This is a genomic window from Methanolinea sp. (assembly GCA_030055515.1).
Taxonomy (GTDB): domain Archaea; phylum Halobacteriota; class Methanomicrobia; order Methanomicrobiales; family Methanospirillaceae; genus Methanolinea_A.
The window spans coordinates 167,035-183,791 of sequence record JASFYI010000004.1 but is presented as its reverse complement, the minus strand read 5'-3'; the positions used below and the strand labels follow the sequence as shown (position 1 = coordinate 183,791).

Annotated in this window: 15 protein-coding genes; 4 read left to right on the top strand and 11 right to left on the bottom strand. The window is 62.8% G+C overall.

Going from position 1 to position 16,757, the window contains the following annotated elements:
• Nucleotides 1–28: 28 nt before the first annotated feature.
• The 8 genes from QFX32_08435 to QFX32_08400 form a co-directional block, all read right to left on the bottom strand.
• Nucleotides 29–4,195 (bottom strand): PKD domain-containing protein, encoded by a 4,167-nt coding sequence (locus QFX32_08435; GenBank protein ID MDI9634062.1) that lies wholly within the window; start codon nucleotides 4,193–4,195, stop codon nucleotides 29–31.
• A gap of 390 nt (nucleotides 4,196–4,585) precedes the next feature.
• A complete protein-coding gene (locus QFX32_08430) occupies nucleotides 4,586–5,623 on the bottom strand; it encodes a M42 family metallopeptidase (protein MDI9634061.1) in 1,038 nt (345 codons plus the stop codon).
• Nucleotides 5,624–5,628: 5 nt separating this feature from the next.
• On the bottom strand, nucleotides 5,629–6,738 hold the full coding sequence (locus QFX32_08425) for a pyridoxal phosphate-dependent aminotransferase (GenBank protein ID MDI9634060.1): 1,110 nt from the start codon (nucleotides 6,736–6,738) through the stop codon (nucleotides 5,629–5,631).
• Between the two features lie 13 nt (nucleotides 6,739–6,751).
• Nucleotides 6,752–7,351, bottom strand: coding sequence for a 6-phospho-3-hexuloisomerase (gene hxlB / locus QFX32_08420; protein MDI9634059.1), 600 nt, complete (start codon nucleotides 7,349–7,351; stop codon nucleotides 6,752–6,754).
• A 122-nt stretch (nucleotides 7,352–7,473) separates the two neighbouring features.
• Nucleotides 7,474–9,006, bottom strand: a complete 1,533-nt coding sequence (locus QFX32_08415; GenBank protein ID MDI9634058.1) for an MBL fold metallo-hydrolase — start codon at nucleotides 9,004–9,006, stop codon at nucleotides 7,474–7,476.
• A 158-nt stretch (nucleotides 9,007–9,164) separates the two neighbouring features.
• Nucleotides 9,165–9,473 carry a hypothetical protein gene (locus QFX32_08410; protein ID MDI9634057.1) on the bottom strand — a complete coding sequence of 103 codons (309 nt, stop codon included), beginning with the start codon at nucleotides 9,471–9,473 and terminating at the stop codon, nucleotides 9,165–9,167.
• Nucleotides 9,474–10,358, bottom strand: coding sequence for an Mrp/NBP35 family ATP-binding protein (locus QFX32_08405; protein MDI9634056.1), 885 nt, complete (start codon nucleotides 10,356–10,358; stop codon nucleotides 9,474–9,476).
• 82 nt (nucleotides 10,359–10,440) lie between these two features.
• Complete coding sequence (locus tag QFX32_08400; protein MDI9634055.1) at nucleotides 10,441–10,872, bottom strand: ribonuclease HI family protein; 432 nt, start codon at nucleotides 10,870–10,872, stop codon at nucleotides 10,441–10,443.
• Nucleotides 10,873–11,042: 170 nt separating this feature from the next.
• Here QFX32_08400 and QFX32_08395 point away from each other — a divergent pair, with 170 nt between their 5' ends.
• Complete coding sequence (locus QFX32_08395) at nucleotides 11,043–11,789, top strand: hypothetical protein (protein ID MDI9634054.1); 747 nt, start codon at nucleotides 11,043–11,045, stop codon at nucleotides 11,787–11,789.
• 77 nt (nucleotides 11,790–11,866) lie between these two features.
• Here the strand turns inward: QFX32_08395 and QFX32_08390 are convergent, their stop codons facing one another.
• Nucleotides 11,867–12,250, bottom strand: a complete 384-nt coding sequence (locus tag QFX32_08390; protein MDI9634053.1) for a translation initiation factor IF-5A — start codon at nucleotides 12,248–12,250, stop codon at nucleotides 11,867–11,869.
• An 89-nt stretch (nucleotides 12,251–12,339) separates the two neighbouring features.
• Here QFX32_08390 and QFX32_08385 point away from each other — a divergent pair, with 89 nt between their 5' ends.
• From QFX32_08385 to QFX32_08375, 3 genes are all read left to right on the top strand, one after another.
• Nucleotides 12,340–13,116: a bifunctional fructose-bisphosphatase/inositol-phosphate phosphatase gene (locus QFX32_08385; GenBank protein ID MDI9634052.1), complete on the top strand. Its 777-nt coding sequence runs from the start codon at nucleotides 12,340–12,342 to the stop codon at nucleotides 13,114–13,116.
• A 19-nt stretch (nucleotides 13,117–13,135) separates the two neighbouring features.
• The gene (locus QFX32_08380; GenBank protein MDI9634051.1) at nucleotides 13,136–13,948 is read left to right on the top strand and encodes an NAD(+)/NADH kinase; all 813 of its coding nucleotides are present in this window, start codon (nucleotides 13,136–13,138) and stop codon (nucleotides 13,946–13,948) included.
• A 77-nt stretch (nucleotides 13,949–14,025) separates the two neighbouring features.
• Nucleotides 14,026–14,742: a DUF169 domain-containing protein gene (locus QFX32_08375; GenBank protein MDI9634050.1), complete on the top strand. Its 717-nt coding sequence runs from the start codon at nucleotides 14,026–14,028 to the stop codon at nucleotides 14,740–14,742.
• Between the two features lie 177 nt (nucleotides 14,743–14,919).
• Here QFX32_08375 and QFX32_08370 read toward each other — a convergent pair whose 3' ends face one another.
• Both QFX32_08370 and QFX32_08365 read right to left on the bottom strand, forming a co-directional pair.
• The gene (locus tag QFX32_08370) at nucleotides 14,920–15,687 is read right to left on the bottom strand and encodes a protein phosphatase 2C domain-containing protein (protein ID MDI9634049.1); all 768 of its coding nucleotides are present in this window, start codon (nucleotides 15,685–15,687) and stop codon (nucleotides 14,920–14,922) included.
• Between the two features lie 97 nt (nucleotides 15,688–15,784).
• The gene (locus QFX32_08365) at nucleotides 15,785–16,744 is read right to left on the bottom strand and encodes a methyltransferase domain-containing protein (protein ID MDI9634048.1); all 960 of its coding nucleotides are present in this window, start codon (nucleotides 16,742–16,744) and stop codon (nucleotides 15,785–15,787) included.
• Between the last annotated feature and the right edge of the window lie 13 nt (nucleotides 16,745–16,757).

Here is a 16,757-nt window from a genome sequence, read left to right as displayed (position 1 = left end):
CGAGAAAAATGAGAATTTTCCCCTTCAATCAGGGGAAGGGGATGACGTGCACGACGTCGTGCTTGAGGATCGAGTCCGAATTCCCGTAAGGGTCAGAGACCGTGAGCAGGACGTCGTACGAGCCGGGCTCGTTGAACGTGTAAGTCTCAACGGCATTCCCGGGATCGAAGACCGTCATGTTGAAGGCGTCACGGATGATGACCCACCTCCACGAGTTGGGCGACCCGATTGACTGGTCGGTGAGCTGGACGCGGAGGGGCGCGGATCCCCTTGAGGGTTCCGCCTTGAAATCCGCGACGAGTCTCGGTTTCACCTCGATCGTCTGGGACGTGGAATTGCTCCTGAACCCGTCCGAGACCGTGAGCGTGACCGTGTAGTTCCCAATCGCCGTGTAGGTGTGGATGGGGTTCCTCTCTGTCGTCATGCGCCCGTCACCGAAGGTCCACGTCCACAGGGACGGCGAACCGGTCGAGGCATCGGTGAACGCGACCGTGAGCGGGGCGTAGTTCCCCGGGTTGCTCGTGGTGTACGTGAACGCGGCGAGCAGCCCCTCGCCGACGGTGATGTACCCTGTCCGTGTCTTCGAGGACGTTCCCGCGTCATTTGCGACCTCGAGCTTAACCGTGTAGATGCCCGGCGCAGCGTAGGTGTGGACAGGGTTCTGCTCCGTGGATTCGCTCCCGTCCCCGAATGTCCACGTCCACGCCGTGGGGCCGCCTGTCGACTGGTCGGTGAACTTCACGACCAGCGGTGCTGCGCCGGAAGTCCGGTTGGCAGAGAAGTCAGCGACCGGCAGTGCTCTCACCGTGATGTAGCCGGTCTTCGTGACGGAGTTGCTCCCGGCCGAATTCCTCACGGCCAGCGTCACGTTGTACGTGCCGGGCTTGGTGTAGAGGTGGTACGGGTTCTGCTGCGTGGATATGCTCCCGTCGCCGAAGTTCCACGTCCACCCCGTCGGGTTGCCCATCGACGTGTCGGTGAACTGGACGAGCAGGGGGGCGTTGCCCGATGTGGGGGTGGCAGTGAAGTCGGCGACCGGCGTCCTCACCACGGTGATGTAGCCGCTCTTCGTGGTGCTCCGTCCCTCCGGTGCACCCTGGTTGAAGACCGTGAGCGTGACGTTGTAGGTCCCCATGGCGTTGTAGGTGTGGACGGGGTTCCGGTCGAGGACTCCGCTCTGGGTCCCGTCGCCGAAGTCCCAGATCCATGCGGTCGGGTTGTTCGTGGAGAGATCCGTGAACTGGACGGTCAACGGGACTGTCCCGTAGACCGGGCTCGCGGTGAAGTCAGGCACGGGCGGCGGCGGGAGGATCTGGAACCCGTTCGTGAGCTGGCCGGACTTCCCGTCGGGATTCGTCACGATCACGTTCCAGAGTCCGACGGTCTTCCCGAGGAGGTTTACCGTGCAGTTGATGGCCGTCGCATTAATGACGGTGACGTTCGTTGCCTGGATGGGCGCGACTCCTGTCCTCGTCAGGGTGACGGTCGCACCCTCCCTGAAGTAGTTGCCCGTGATGGCAGTGATCTCCACGAGGCCGTCGTTCGCACCCTTGGAGGGCTGGACAGAGGAAACGACAGGTGCGGGATACTCGATCGTGAACCCGTTCGCGAGCGTCCCGGACTGGCCGTCGGTATTCGTGACGACCACGTCCCAGTTCCCGACCTCCCTGCCGGTCAGGTTGAACGAACACGTGATCTTCCCGGAATTGACCACGTTCACTCCGGCAGCGACGATGTCGGAGTGCCCGGCCCGGACGAGCCTCGCGGTCGCGCCGCTCCTGAAGTTACTCCCCGAGAGGTTCGTGATCGCGACGACCTGGTTGTTGTTCCCCTTGTTCGGCTCGATGCCCGTCACGGCCGGTGCGGGATACCGGACCTCAAACCCGTTCTGGAGTGTCCCGGACTGGCCATCCTCGTTCGTCACCTCGACGTCCCACGTGCCGGGATTGGCCCCTGAAAGGTTTAACGTGCAGGTAATCCTCCCCTGGTCCACGACGTTCACAGCCGTCGCGACGATGTCAGTGTGTCCTGTCCGGACGAGTTTCACGGTCGCGTTGGACTGGAACCCGGAACCGGAGAGGTTCGTGATTGCGACCGGTCCGGTGTTCGGGGCGAATGCAGGCTCGATCGCGGACACGGACGGGGCTGCCGGGTACCGGACGAAGAAACCGTTCGGGAGCGATCCGGACTGGCCGTCGGTGTTCGTCACCACCACGTCCCAGTACCCCACGCGAGCTCCGTTCAGGTTGAAGACGCACATGATCGTCTGCGTGGTTGCGTTGACATCGACCCACGTGGACTGGATATCACCCACCCCTGCCCGGCTCAGCTTCACGCTCGCTCCCGGGAGGAAGCCGCTCCCCGTGAGGCCCGTGATGAGGATGGACCCGTTATTCAGCCCGGAGTCGGGGACTATCGCCTGCGGGTTCGGCGGGGGGTTCGTGACGGTGAAGGTCACGTGCTCCGTGCTGGTCCGTCCGTCAGGGTTCTCCACCTCGAGCGTCCAGATTCCCGCGGTCATCCCCGTCAGGTCGAACGTGCACCGGATTGCAGTCGAGTTGACCCACGTCGCGGGATCGGCCCGGACAGGGGTCTCGTTCGTGCGCCGCAGGGTCACATTCGCTCCCGGCAGGAACTTCTCCCCCGTGACGAGGACGTCGCTGATCGGTCCCGTGTTCTCTCCCGTTGCCGGGACAACCGATATCACGCGGGGTGCAGGGTTCAGGATCGTGAAGGCGTCCGCCTTCGTCCCCGAGAGACCGTCGGTGTTCGTCACGGTGACGTTGTAGAGACCCGCCTGCTTTCCTATCAGCGAGACGGTGAGCCGGAGGTGCGTGCTATTGAATACAGTGCCGTTGTCCCCGAAAGAGACCGCGCCCCTCCAGAGCGAGACGTACGCGCCGGGGAGGAAACCCGTCCCGTAGACGTCGATCGTCACGTGCCCGTCGTTGAGCCCGGATTCAGGATCGACGGCAGAGACCGTGGGGGGCGGGTTCGTGACGGTGAATGCATTGGCCTTCGTGCTCCCCTGGCCGTCCTCGTTCGTCACGGTGAGATCGTAGGTCCCCGCGGGGACTCCCGTGAGGTTGAACCTCACGCCGAGGGTTGTCCCGGCCGTGGAGAGAACGGTTCCCGGGACGACGACCGGTCCCCTCGTGAGCACGATCGTCGCGTTCTCCTGGAACCCGCTGCCCGTCACGTTCGCGTAGACGAGCCCCGTGTTCGGGCCGGTGCCCGGGGTTATCCCCGTGACGGCGGGGGCATCGGGGTAGTAAATCGTAAAGCCGGCCGGGAGCGTCCCGTTCTGCCCGTCGGGGTTCACCACGACCACGTCCCACTGCCCGACGTGCGCGCCGTTGAGGTCAAAGAAGCAGAGGATCTTGCGGGGAGACTCGACGATCGCACCGTTTATGGTGGGGATATCCGCGTGCCCCGTCCTCCGCAGCGTGACGTTTACCCCCTGCATGAACCCCGAGCCCGAGAGGTTCGTGATCCCGATCACCTCGTTGTTCTTCCCCGATGCGGGTTGAATGGAAGTGACAACCGGGACTGGGTATCGGACCCGGAACCCGTTTGCGAGCGTCGCGGACTTCCCGTCCTCGTTCGTCACCGTGACGTTGTAGAGCCCGGTCTCCGCGGACGTGAGGTTGAAGAGGCAGGTGATCTTCGTGGGGCTCGCCCGCGTCACGTTGGCGCCCGGGATGACCGTCGTGCCCCTCGTCAGGTTCACGGCAACGTTGGGCAGGAAGTTACTCCCGGAGATCTCCGTGATCTCGGACCACCCGGCATTCTCCCCCGAGTCCGGCGTGATGGAGGTGACCGTGGGAGCGGGGTTCTCGATCTGGAAACCACCCTCGAGCACCGCCGTCTGGCCGCTCGTGGTATTGACCACGACCACGTTCCACGGCCCTGCCTTCTGTTCCCGGAGGTCAAAAATGCAGATGATCCAGGAAGGTGTCGACACGACGACACTCTTCGCCGCGATGTCCGCTTCTCCCGTCCTGTTCAGGAGTACCGAGACCTCGGCCTGCCCGGGAAAGTCAGTTCCCGAGACATTGGCGATGAACAGTTCCTCCGTGTTCAGCCCCACGGGCGGGTTGATTCCTGTGATGCCAAGTGCCGCCGCGACCGGGAGCACGCACAGGAAAAGCATGAGCATGGCTATGACTATCTGCAGCCCTCTTCCACTTGTCATACGGGTACCTCAAGTGCATTTTGTATACATTCCCCGAATGGAAATCGTAAGTGAATCACTCCGATTCCCAAACAGATGTATTCACCATATCCTCTTCCCTTATCTATTTAAAACTTTCTCTCTTCTGCGTGAGTAAAAGAGTTTTTTTCACGCTTCCGACATGGCAAAAACGCGGATCCCGGAATGGTGCGAGCCTGGACGGTTCCCGATCCCGGGGAAAAATTCGTGGAAAAACGGGGAATTTAACCGGGAAACAAAGGATACCTGCGGTACCCGGGGGCCATGAACCGGGTCCCGCAAGGCTATCCCAAGGTGACGGGGGTCTAGGTCACAATCCGGTGCGCGAGTACTATATCGCGCACCAGCAGTCCCCGGGCCCCGGGTGGCCTGTCAGAGCGCTGGTTTCGTCCTGAGCGCCTCGACGAGGAGCCGCACCCCGTTCTCGATGTCGGAGATGTCGACGACCTCGACGGGAGAGTGGATGTACCGGCTCGCGATCGAGAGCGTCGTGCTCGGGATACCCCCCCTCTCGAGGTGGATCGCGGTCGCGTCGGTCGTCCCCCCGCTCCCGACCTCGAACTGGACAGGGATCTCGCACGCAGAGGCCGTGTCCGCGAGCCACTTGACCATCGCGCGGCTCGCGATGAGGCCCCGGCCGTTCGCGTCTGCTATCGTGATGATGGGGCCTTTTCCCATCTCCACGGGGACGTCTTTCAGTTCTATCCCGGGGTGGTCCCCCGGTATGGTGACGTCCGTCGCAATGGCGCAGTCGGGGTTGATCGAGTAGGCACTGGTCCGTGCCCCCTTCAGGCCCACCTCTTCCTGGACCGTGAAGACGGCGTAGACAGTGTGGGGCGACTCGACCTGTTGCATCGCCTTCACGAGGAGGGCGACTCCCACCCTGTTGTCGAATGCCTTTCCCGTGATCCGCCCGTTGGCGAGGAATGCGACCTCGCGGTCGAGGGTGACCGGCGTGCCGACCGTGACACCGAGCTCTGCCACTTCCTCGCGTGAACGGGCACCCACGTCGATGAACATGTCCTCGACCTTGACGCCTTTCTTCTTCTCCTCTTCGTCCATTTTGTGGGGGGGTTTCCCCCCGAGCACGCCCGTCACGGGTCCTTTCGACCCGTGGAGGATCACCCTCTGGTTGTAGAGGGTCGGGGCATACCAGCCCCCCAGGGTGACGAACCTGATGAATCCTTTCTCGTCGACTGACTTGACCATCAGGCCTATCTCGTCTGCGTGGGCAGCGAGCATGACGCGGAACGGTCCCCCCCTCTTGACCGCGACGACGTTGCCCATGCGGTCCACCGTGATCTCGTCCACGAAACCTTCCAGCTCTTTCTTCACTATCGACGCGATACTTTCCTCGCTCCCGGAGACGCCGTGGGCGTTCGAGAGCCTGACGAGGAGATCCTTCACCACGTTCTTCACCCCCCGATGGCAGCCCTCATCCTCTCCACCGCGGCACGGAGCGTGCTGCGGCTCGCTGCGTAACTAATCCTCGCGTGCCCCGGGGCATTGGATCCGAACGCGCTGCCCGGGACGACGACGACCCCCGATTTCAATATCTTCGCGGTGAGATCCTCGCCGAACGGGACGAACATGTAGAACGCTCCCTCGGGCTGCGGGAACGAGAAGCCCATGTCGCGCAACTCCCGGTACAGGTAATCCCGCCGCGCCCGGTACTCGTCCCTCATCGTCGCGACGCAGTCCTTGGGCCCCGTGTACGCCGCGAGCGCCGCGTACTGGGATATCGAGGTCGCGCACGCCTGGCAGTACTGGTGGACCTTGAGTGCCTCCTCGATGTATTCACGCGGCCCCGCGACATACCCGAGTCTCCAGCCCGTCATGGCAAACGTCTTGCTCGCCGCGTTCACGGTGATCACGTCCTCCCCGAAGAGTGCTGCGCTCCTGTGCGGGGGCCCGTAGATGAAATGCTCGTACACCTCGTCGCTCACGATCGTGACACCCCGGTCATTGCCATACTCGACGATTGCCCTGATGTTCTCTTCCGGTTCCACTGCACCGGTGGGATTCGCGGGGGAATTGAGGATGAAGAGCCGGGCACCGTCCATCATTTCTTTTGCTTTTTCCACGTCGATGTGCATTTCTGCATCGAGCGGGACACCCTCGGGCCTCCCCCCCGCGATGACCGCGAGTGCTGCGTAAGAGACGAACCCGGGGTCCGCGTACAGCACGCGCTCGCCCCGCTCGACGAGGGCATGCATGGTGATGTGGAGTGCCTCGCTCGCGCCCGCGGTGACGATGATCTGGTCGGGGGAATACGAGAGCCCGTTCTCCTCCTTGAACTTGCGCGAGAGTGCCTCCCGGAGCTCCGGGATTCCCATGTTCGGGGTGTACCCGGTCTTCCCCTCACGGATCGCGGCCATCGCGCCCTCCTTGATGTGCGCCGGCGTATCGAAATCGGGCTGTCCAAGGCCCAGGTTGATGGAATCCGGCCCCGCGGATTCGAAGAGCTTCCTGATTCCCGAGATCTCTATCTTCCGGCACCTTTCCGTGCACCTTGCCTTCTCCATGAACCACTCCTCCTCACTCGATGTTCGCGTGCCTGTCCTTGAGTTCCCTCTCGTCCGTCTTGGTAATTTCCATGAGGCGGGAAATGATTGCATCCGCAAAGACCATTGCCGCGGTCTCAAAGAGCGTGCCGAGGGGCGCGAATGACTTGTGTTCGCCCATGACCTGCCGGATCTCGAACTCCGCGCCCTCGTCTCTCACCTTGTCCCTGTGGTGCTCGATGATGACGAGGGTATCGGCGATCTTCGCGATCCGCGAGTTCCTGTCGGACGTGATGAGCGCCACCCTCCCCCCGATCTCCTTTGCGGTCTCCGCGATATCGGCGACCGTCTTTGTCTTTCCCGAACCCGAGAAGACGACAACGAGGTCTCCCGGGCGCATGGCCGGGGTAATCGTCTCTCCCACCACGTAGCTCGAGAGGCCGAGGTGCATCAGGCGCATGGCGAACGCCTTGGCCACGAGTCCCGACCTCCCGGCTCCCATGACATAGATCCGCCGGGCACCAAGGATCTCGTTCAGGAACTCCTCCACCTCCTCGTCCGAGAGCGAGTTCGCGATGGCCTCAATGCGCTCTGCCATGAGGCACATCATCTCCTGGACCCTGTTGGATGTCATTCCTTCCCCGGGAAATCTTGTCCTTTCTCTATGATAGATATATGGATACGCTCGGGAGAGGTGCATTGCAACATGTCACCCGCGGGATTTTTCCCCAAGGGCAGTCTCGTGGCCCTGCTCGCTCACGGGTGACCGCTCACGCCTCCTGCAGCGATCCTCTCGCACGGGACGGCGGGGACGAGGCGCCCATCCCTGAGAACGGAAACGGGGCCGTGCCCGCCGCAGAGGAGACATCTCACCCGGCCGTGGGAGAAAGGCCCCGAGATCGCCCGCGCGATCTCCACGATCGCCCCTCTCTCCTCGCGTGCCTTCTCGCTGTCGACGTTCACCGACGTCACGAGGTTCACGGCGAGGGAATTGTACTCCGCTCTCTCGGGTGTGAGGAAGTCCATGTTGATCAACGTGTCCGCGGCGAAGAACACGCCGAGGTCGGGGGAGAAGAGGTATACCTGGCCGTAGAGGTGCCCCCCGAGGCCTTCCAGGACCTCGAACGAGTGCCTCCCGACGGTGCACGTGTCGAGAATAGGGAACGGTCCCCTCATTCCCTTCCTTCCCGCCGGGAAGAGCACCGGGGAGAGGGGCGGGGTGAACCGGGAGAAGAGGTTGATGAGGGACGTGTAGACCTCTTCGAGCACCGACGCCTGGTTGCGGGAACCGTACGCCCTGTTCGAGACGAGGATGATCTCCCTTGTCCCCGGGTGCATGAATGCCGGGACATCGTAGAACCCGCCCCCGCCGCAGTGGTCGGCATCGGCGTGCGTGATTATTATCCGCGTGAGTCTCCCGAGTGCTCCGGGGGCAATCTTCTGGACGAGCCATTGCATGTCGTGCGCGTAGATCCCGTACCCGGTATCGACCATCACGCATTCCGCGGGAGAGTCGAGGAGGAATACCGAGCCGCCGCACGGGGGCTGGATGCAAAGGAGGACGAGGTCGTCGGCGAGGGGGACCCGCTGGACATCCGCGTAGAAACCCGGCCCGTGCGTTCTCTTCAGTGTCTCCCCCGTCTTCCTCACGCTTTCGAAGACCACGTGCGGGTCCTGCCCCCTGTTCATGAGTTCCTGGGCGACGTGGTTGATATCACCGAGGAGGGAGAGCAGGAAGGAATCCTCTGCTCCCCCGATGATCTCGCGGAGTGACTGGGCAAACCGGAGGTAGAAGACCGTGTCGTCGAGGTAGTGGCCGTCTGTCTCGTACTCGTCGACTTCTATCCGGTACCGTGACTTGAGTTCGTCGAGGAGTTGTCCAATCTCCTCTTCGTCCTCGAGGTTCAGGCCCACCGTGAGGAGGTTTGGCTTGCTCCCCCGGTCATCGAAATCGATCAGGTTGATGTTTGCCCTGTGGGCCGTCGTGTAATTCAGGAACTCGGCGAGGGCTCCCGGAACGTGGGGGATATGGACAGAGATCTTCAGGGTCCTCTTGGGCCTGAGGTCTGCCTGAAGGTAGCCCATCTTTCGGAGTCCCGACGCGATGGCCTCCCATGCAGCGGGTGTCGAACTCACCTCGAAGAAGACGGTGGTGGGATCTATTCTCCTGTCGAACTGGATACGGTTGATATTTCCCCCGTTCCCCGAGATGACGAGGACAGCCCTCTGGAGTGCACCGGGGTGGTCGGGAACCCGGGCCATGAAAGAGTATTTTTCCGTCCCGGTCATGGCAGGTGGCCTCCGGTTTGCCGCGCGGGTTGGTTATACCCGTGGAGGAATGGCCAAATTCATGTGAAAATCACGGGCCTTGTGGCTTGTCCTGCACTCTCCCGCGGCCACGAGGAGAGCGCACGGGTGGATTGCCCGGAGGGGAGGTGAGCGTCCGATCACTCCCTCTCCATCTCCTCGTGGCCGAGCATCAGGGAGCCGAATATCACCTTCTCGAGGACGACGGACGCGTACTTGATCGCCTGTGCCCTCTCCATGTCCTCGTTGCGGTGGACATCCGCGTACACCTGGATCCTCACGAGGGCAAACCTCAGGCGATCGAGGCGGCCCTCGTCGTAGGTGCTCGCCTTCCGGTAGATGCTCTCGATCTTCCACGGGAGGAGGGCGACATCCTCGAGGACCGGGAGGATGTCGTCGTATATGTCGAGGGGTTCACTGCCACCCGTGAGAACGTCCCGCATGTCCATCTACTGTTCGACCACCTTGACGAGTTCTTCCATGACCTTGTCGACGCTCTTTCGCGTGGGACTGTCGTGGTGGAGGACGATGAATGGTTTTCCCTCGTCGCCCGCCTTCCGCACCTCGGGGTCGAGGGGAATTCTCCCGAGGAATGGCACGCCGAGTTCCCTCGCAATCGATTCTCCCCCACCCTTGCCGAAGAGGTCGATCTCCTGCTTGCAGTGGGGACAGACGAGGCCGCTCATGTTCTCCACGATCCCGAGGACGGGGACACCGAGTTTCTCGACGAACTTGACGGCTTTCATCGCGTCCATCGTGGCCACCTCCTGCGGGGTTGTGACGATGATCGCACCCCTCACGTTCGGTGCGAGCTGGACGATGGAGAGCGCCTCGTCCCCCGTTCCCGGTGGCAGGTCGACGACGAGGAAATCGAGGTGGCCCCAGTCAACTTCCGAGAGGAACTGGCTGATGGCGCTCATCTTCATCGGACCGCGCCATATCACGGGAGTGCTCCTGTCGGGGAGGAGGAATGCCATGGAAACGACCGCGAGGTTGCCCGTCACCCTCACGGGCTGGATCATCCTGCCGAGGGTCGTCAGGTGGTGACCCTCGAGTCCGAGCATCTTGGGGACATTTGGACCGTGGATATCGAGGTCGAGGAGTCCCACCTGGTATCCGTGGGTGGAGAGGGCGAACGAGAGGTTGACCGCGACGGTGGACTTGCCCACGCCACCCTTCCCAGAGAGGACGAGGATCACGTGGTCGACGTCGATCTCGGCTTTCGGGGGGAGACCCCTCGCCGTCTTCTTCTCGCTGTCGCAGCTCTGTGCACTGGGGCACCCTTCGCAAACTCCACCGCACTCTTCCCGCTTCTTGTCTGCCTCTCCAGTCATGGGAATCCCCGGTGATAGTACATCATGCGGCAATAACATTGTGCAGAAAGGGAGAAAAATGTAGATCATTCTGGCGATTCCTTCATTTTCCTCGCGGTGGTACCCCGTCGAGGGTCTCGTTGCACATCCTGTCGGCAAGCCGTATCCACGGGTTGTCGCGGGCGACGTGCACGTATTCGACTTCCGCGAAGGGACGCTCAAGCAGCCTCACCTCCGCGTGCAGGGCCCTGAGCCTCGGTTCGTGCACCCTGTATTCCCCACGCAGCTGCCTGATGACGAGGGCGCTGTCCGAGTAGACGCGGACATTTCCCGCCCCGTGTTTCCCGGCCGCCGAGAGGGCAGCGATGACCGCGTGGTATTCTGCCTCGTTGTTGGTCTTCACACCGAGGAAAGTACTGTGACTCTCCAAGACCCCGCCTTCCCCGTCGACCACGAGGTACGCGGCGGCTGCCGGTCCCGGGTTCCCGCGGGAGGCCCCGTCCGTGTAGCAGGCAAGGGTTTTTCCCCGTGTCACCTCGCTCCTCCCCCTCTAGGAGGTTATTTGAATCCCGGTGGGGAAAAAATGTGGGATTCCCGGAAAATCTCTTCCCTGTCTCCGCGGGCGCGAATCGAGCGGGTGTTGCCGGGCGCGTGCACCTTCCTCCGGCGTCTCCCTTATATAACACGCTTGCGAAATAATCCGGTATGGAGCGGAGGGATGTCGCCATCCTCCTCGTGGCACTCGCCGCGATGGTCATCCTCGCGGGAGTCGTCAAGCCCATGATGACGGGAAAACCCATCGACATGAGCCTCCCCCCCATCCCGGGCCTCTCCCCGGCGGAAACGCCCCCCGTCCCGGCACCCCCCACGCAGGTTCCCCGGGCGACGGTGACCTACCCCCCGCGCACCACCACCCCTTCCCCCACGCCCACGTGGAGCGGGAAGCCCCAGACACTCGGGTACGTCGCGCTGACACCGCCGCCGACGACACCTTCCTTCACCCGACTCCCTGAAATGACTCCCCCGGTCGAGAAATTACTCACCTACGCGACGATCCAGTCGAACGCCGGGGGTATCACCCAGACCATCACGATGCCTTTCCCCTACTGGGAACTCCACTACACGGTGGACCCGTGGGAGACGACGTTCGTGGGCCAGACGTCCTCGAAGATGGGTGGCGTTGCAGATTACCTCGCCTCGGAGGTATTCCCCTCGTTCTCGATAGAGGTGAGAGATGCAAAAGACGGCTCGCTCGTGCGGAGGATAGAACCACAGGGTGGCCTGAACGCGAAATTCTGGAAGGAGAACAAGGATTACGACCCGAGGCCTTGGGTAGAGAAATTCTACGAGGTCGATTACCCCCGGTCATACTACTTTGTCATCACCACGCACATGATCCACTCGTTCAAGATGGAGGTCAAGGTCCCCGAGCGGTACCTCGGAAAATATTGAAAAACCGGGCCTCCGTGGTGACGGACGCGACGGGTGGGTCCGCCCGCGGGAAAAACGTGGGGGATATATTCCCGTGGCTATTCAATATCGAGCTTCCTCTTCCCGAGTGCCTCGATGTAGGGAACTTCCTTCCCGACCTCGATCTTGTCTGCCTTGTCCGGCGGGATCTCGATCTCAAAGTTCGTGAAATCCTTCATGTCCATGAGTGTGGCGATATTCCCGGAGATGGTGATGACCTGCCCGCTCTTTCGTTCCACGACGGGGACGTACGTCTTTGCCGAGACAGGCTGGACGATGGATCTCTTCACCCCGTCAAAAAGGCCCACCGCGTCGATGCGTGCCTTCGCGGCACCGTGCTTGCCGGGCTTCGAGATGGATATACCGAGGATCTTGCACGGTTCGTCGTCGATCACCATGTACCGGCCTTCCTTGAGCTTCCCTATTTCGGTCTGTTCCTTCATCTGGGTTCACTCTCGCGCAAAAATGCGATCATGATGTATCTTTATATCACCAGATAAATACTCCTACAGAAACGGTCGGATCTGGCACGATGGAGTTTCTCGAGGCTTGCCACCACCTTGCCCGGGATATCCGCGAGAGAATACGCGGGCTGGTCGGGACGAGGGAGGGGGGGACCACCCTCTGCATCGGGGCCGACGGCACCCCGACGAAGAAGATAGACAGGGTCGCGGAGGAATGCGTAATCTCGTTCTTGGAGGAGAACCCCCTGTGCAGGACCCTCGTCTCCGAGGAGGCTGGCAGGGTGGAGTGCGGGGGGGAGAAGGGGACCATCTTCCTCGACCCGATCGACGGGACGTACAACGCTGTCGCGGGGATCCCATTCTATGCCATCTCCATCGCGTACGCGGAGGACGGGGTGGTCCTCGAGGGGTTCGTCCACGACCTCGCCGGCGGGGAGACGTTCACGGCAGTCAGGGGACAAGGGGCGTTCCTCGACGGCAGGCGCATCTCGGTCTCCCGGACATCCCGCCTCGACGAGAGCGCGATGAGCGTCTACGGGCGGAAGTTCGATCCACGCCGCGTCATGCACATCGGGCAGAAGATCCGCCGCTGGAGGATGCTCGGGGCGTCGGCGCTCGAGCTCGCGTACATCGGGTGCGGGAGGATAGATGGGTTTATTGACCTGCGGGGCACACTGAAGGTGACGGATGCCGCGGCCGGGATGCTGATCTGCACCGAGGCCGGGGGAATCGTGACCGACCTCGAGGGCCGGCCCATCCGGTTCCCGGACGAGGTGACCATCGGCAGGTGCATGGTCGCCACGAACGGTGTCCTGCACCACAAGGTGATTGAGTACCTCCGTTGATGGGTCGCAGGGGTGTGCCATGAGGATCGCGCTCGTTGCCCGGGTCGATGAACCAGGGGCACTCTCTTTTGCGAAGGGTCTCGGTGAGAAGGCGAGGACATTGGGACACGACGTCTCCTTCGAACCGGCGACGGCGAGTGCCCTCGGGATCGAACCCGCGTGGCACTTCGACGCGAGCGTCGACATCGTCATCGTCGTGGGCGGTGACGGCACGATACTCCACACGATCCAGCAGATGCACCGGCAGGTCCCCGTCATCGGCGTGAACTGGGGGGAAGTGGGGTTCCTCGCAGACCTCGAGCCGCAGGAGGCAATACCCTTCCTCGAGAGGCTTGGGGAGGGCTTTGGAACGGAACGACGCATGAGGATTGCGCTCGTGTCGGGGGGCACGGTGCTCGGCGAGGCGTTGAACGAGGCCCTCGTCGTGACGAGCCGCCCCGCGAAGATGCTCCGGTTTGTCACCTTCGTGGACGGGATCGAGGCAGAGAGTTTCAGGGCCGACGGCCTCCTCGTCAGTACACCGACCGGGTCTACCGCGTACGCGATGAGTGCCGGGGGACCCATCGTCGATCCCCGGATCCAGGGATTCCTCCTCGTCCCCCTCGCGCCCTACATGCTCTCCTCGCGCCCCCACCTGATAAGCAATGACAGGGACCTGGAGGTCTGCATCGAGAGTGCGAAACCCGCAACGCTCGTCATCGACGGGCAGAAGACCCTCGAACTCGGGACGAGGGCGCGCCTCAAGGTGATCATGGCCGAACAGCCCGCCCTTTTCGTGGACGCCGGCAAGAATTTCTTCAGGAAGGTCGACCACAAGCTGAGACGCCTGTGAATCAATTCTTTCTCATAGGAGCAGATTTATCTCTTCCAAGAGCCAGCATACCAAAAAGACGGGAGGAAACGTGAGATATGAATTCCACGATCCATAGAGACATCGACTACCGCGAATCGTCATCTGTCCTCGTCCGGTCGCTCGGCCTGAAGTATCCCCCCGTGGCTGTGAGGCTCGCGATGGAAAAGGACGAGATACCTGAAGGTATGGAGAAGCTCGAGGGAAAGATCCGCCACTGCCAGATGGTGAACCTCGCGAGGAAGGAAGGGCGCATCTTCTACGCGACGGTCGAGAACCACGAGTGCATGGGGGGCGCGTGGGCACTCGGCCTCCGGGAGATCACCGAGACGCTCAGGAATGGCCAGTTCTACTTCAAGCTCGGCAAATTCGCGAGCAATGCCGCCTGCAAGCGGACCATCGACCGTATCCCCCACGTGGAATCAGGACTCACCTACGCGACGCTCTACGCGCCCCTCGAGAAGACACCCTTCGCGCCCCACATCGTCCTCGTCATCGCGGAGGCGCGCGCGATGCTCAAGCTCGCGCAGGCAACCCTCTTCCGCCTCGGCGGGAGGATCACGTCGGAATTCTCCGGGATCCAGTCGGTGTGCGCGGATGCATGTGCACAGACCTTCATCACGGGAACCGCGAATTACTCCCTCGGGTGCGACGGGTCGCGGAAATTCTCCGGGATCGAGGACGGCGAGATGGTGATGGGATTCCCCGCGGAGATGCTCCCGGAGATGGTCGAGGCAATCCAGGTCGTCACGGCGGCACCCGGCTCGAAAAAGTGAGGGGGTACCAAACCGCGGCCACACCCAACCCCTCTTTTTTTCTCTCCACGACCTGCGGCGGAACGGTCGAACCAGCAGTGTTCAAACTGCCGTGAAATCCAGTCGGAAGGCTGCACCGGCCCCCGAAGGGCAGGGATGGATGTGGGACGTCCCCGGGAAACGACGGATTGGCGGGTCTCACGGCAGTCGCGCGGCAACCACCGTGATGTTGTCCCTGCTCCTCCCCCGGGCTGCCTCGACGAGGACCCTGCAGAGGTCCCTGAATGGTGCAGTGCTGACCGCCTCGTGGATCTGCCGCTCTGAAATGCCGTCGAGGAGGCCGTCGGAACAGAGGAGGAGGCAGTCCTCCCCGAGCGTGAAGCTGTAAAAGTCGGGCGTATCCTCCATTCGCCCGATGATCCTCGTGACGATGTTCTTGAGGGGGTGTCGTTCCGCGATTTCGACCGGGATGATTCCCCTGTCCACGAGTTCCTGTACCTCGGAGTGATCCCTCGTAATCCTCGTGATCGCCTTCCCGACGAGGTATGCCCTACTGTCCCCGATGTTCCCGCAGACACCCATTCCCCCCTGCGCGAGGAGCGCGGCAACGAGGGTCGTTCCCATCCCCCTGCATGCGGGGTCCTCCCTCTGGTACCTGCAGACGGTCGCATTCGCGTGGGAAAACCCCGCGGCGAGGATCGCGCGGAGGGACTGGCTGTCCCGGGGGTCACAGGACAGGGCACCCTGCGAGACCGACTGGGCGAGGGCGCGGACTGCCAGTGCACTCGCGACCTCCCCGGCGGGGTGTCCCCCGAGCCCATCCGCGACCGCGAGGAGGCAGAGCGGTCCCGAGGGGGAGCGGATGGAGAATATCCCGCACGCATCCTCGTTTTTCTCCCTTGCCCCGCGCTCCGTGCGGGAACAGGTTAAAAGGCCGGTCCCGTTGCACCCCGTGCCGGTCTCCATGACTCCTCAATCCCCCGGAGAGGGTCTTCCAGTGATCAGGGGGCTGAAGCGGATATAATGATTGCCAGCCACGAGAATCGACCTCCCGGGATCCGCCTTATTTCCCCTCGCACACGTGGATGTACCGGGTGAGGCTCCTGTGGACACGCTGCGGGAAGACAGAGGTAATCTTCAGGTTATCCGCGGGGGACATGGTGAAGGGACGGTTGTACACGATGACTGCCCTCCTGCCCGGCTTAAGCACCCTCCCGATCTCGCGGAGGGCTCCCGCGACGAGGTCCCCGATGCTGCGTGCGTGAATCGAGACTGACTGCCCGTACGGGAGGTCGGTGACCACGGCGTCGAAGCTCGCGTCGGGAAACGGGAGGCTCGTCGCGTCCGCGAGCACGATGTCCTCGCCCGGGAGGTTTTTCCTGCTCCCGCGGGCCATGAGGGGATCCCTGTCGCTCCCCACCGCCCGGGCACCGACGGCGATGGCCTCGAGCACTATCCCGCCGGTCCCGCAGAAGGGGTCGAGTACCCACTCGTCCTTCCTCGCGCACGCGATGTTGACGAGCGCGCGGGCGAACCGGGGCATCATCACCCCGGGGTGGAAGAATGGCCTGTCTCCCGGCCTGCGCCCCGAGAACCGCGCGGGGTCAGCCTTCCACACGACGCGCCCGAGGTAGCAGCGCGACCCCGAGATGACCGCCCGGAACTCCTCTGCCGGCCGGGAGAGGTCGACCCTCCCCCGCACCTTCGATCCTACCAGCCGCTCGAGCTCCGGGGTATCCGCGTCGACCGCAGAACCTGGGATCCTGTGGACCCTCGCCGCGAACGTATCCCCCGCGGAGAGCGCGAGCCCATCGAGGAACCGGGCGATCTCGCCCTTTTTGGCCGGGCAGGACCCGAGGTATTCCATCGCGGCGTGGGCGAGTGCGAGCCTCGGGATATCTTCAGGGAACCGGCAGTCCACGACCGCGACCCGGTCAGACCTCTCCTTCACGGGGCCGAGGAGGTCGAGTTCCGCGTACGGGAGGTCGGGGTGGTCGCCGGCCAGTTCCACGAGGATGTCCATGTGAGTAAAATGT

Excerpts from the sequence above, each read along its gene's own strand:
- QFX32_08390 (MDI9634053.1), bottom strand. The coding sequence starts at position 12,250 with ATGAAGGAACAGACCGAAATAGGGAAGCTCAAGGAAGGCCGGTACATG.
- QFX32_08435 (MDI9634062.1), bottom strand. The coding sequence starts at position 4,195 with ATGACAAGTGGAAGAGGGCTGCAGATAGTCATAGCCATGCTCATGCTT.
- QFX32_08380 (MDI9634051.1), top strand. The coding sequence starts at position 13,136 with ATGAGGATCGCGCTCGTTGCCCGGGTCGATGAACCAGGGGCACTCTCT.
- QFX32_08410 (MDI9634057.1), bottom strand. The coding sequence starts at position 9,473 with ATGGACATGCGGGACGTTCTCACGGGTGGCAGTGAACCCCTCGACATA.
- QFX32_08405 (MDI9634056.1), bottom strand. The coding sequence starts at position 10,358 with ATGACTGGAGAGGCAGACAAGAAGCGGGAAGAGTGCGGTGGAGTTTGC.
- QFX32_08375 (MDI9634050.1), top strand. The coding sequence starts at position 14,026 with ATGAATTCCACGATCCATAGAGACATCGACTACCGCGAATCGTCATCT.
- QFX32_08395 (MDI9634054.1), top strand. The coding sequence starts at position 11,043 with ATGGAGCGGAGGGATGTCGCCATCCTCCTCGTGGCACTCGCCGCGATG.
- QFX32_08425 (MDI9634060.1), bottom strand. The coding sequence starts at position 6,738 with ATGGAGAAGGCAAGGTGCACGGAAAGGTGCCGGAAGATAGAGATCTCG.
- hxlB (MDI9634059.1), bottom strand. The coding sequence starts at position 7,351 with ATGACATCCAACAGGGTCCAGGAGATGATGTGCCTCATGGCAGAGCGC.
- QFX32_08385 (MDI9634052.1), top strand. The coding sequence starts at position 12,340 with ATGGAGTTTCTCGAGGCTTGCCACCACCTTGCCCGGGATATCCGCGAG.
- QFX32_08365 (MDI9634048.1), bottom strand. The coding sequence starts at position 16,744 with ATGGACATCCTCGTGGAACTGGCCGGCGACCACCCCGACCTCCCGTAC.
- QFX32_08370 (MDI9634049.1), bottom strand. The coding sequence starts at position 15,687 with ATGGAGACCGGCACGGGGTGCAACGGGACCGGCCTTTTAACCTGTTCC.
- QFX32_08415 (MDI9634058.1), bottom strand. The coding sequence starts at position 9,006 with ATGACCGGGACGGAAAAATACTCTTTCATGGCCCGGGTTCCCGACCAC.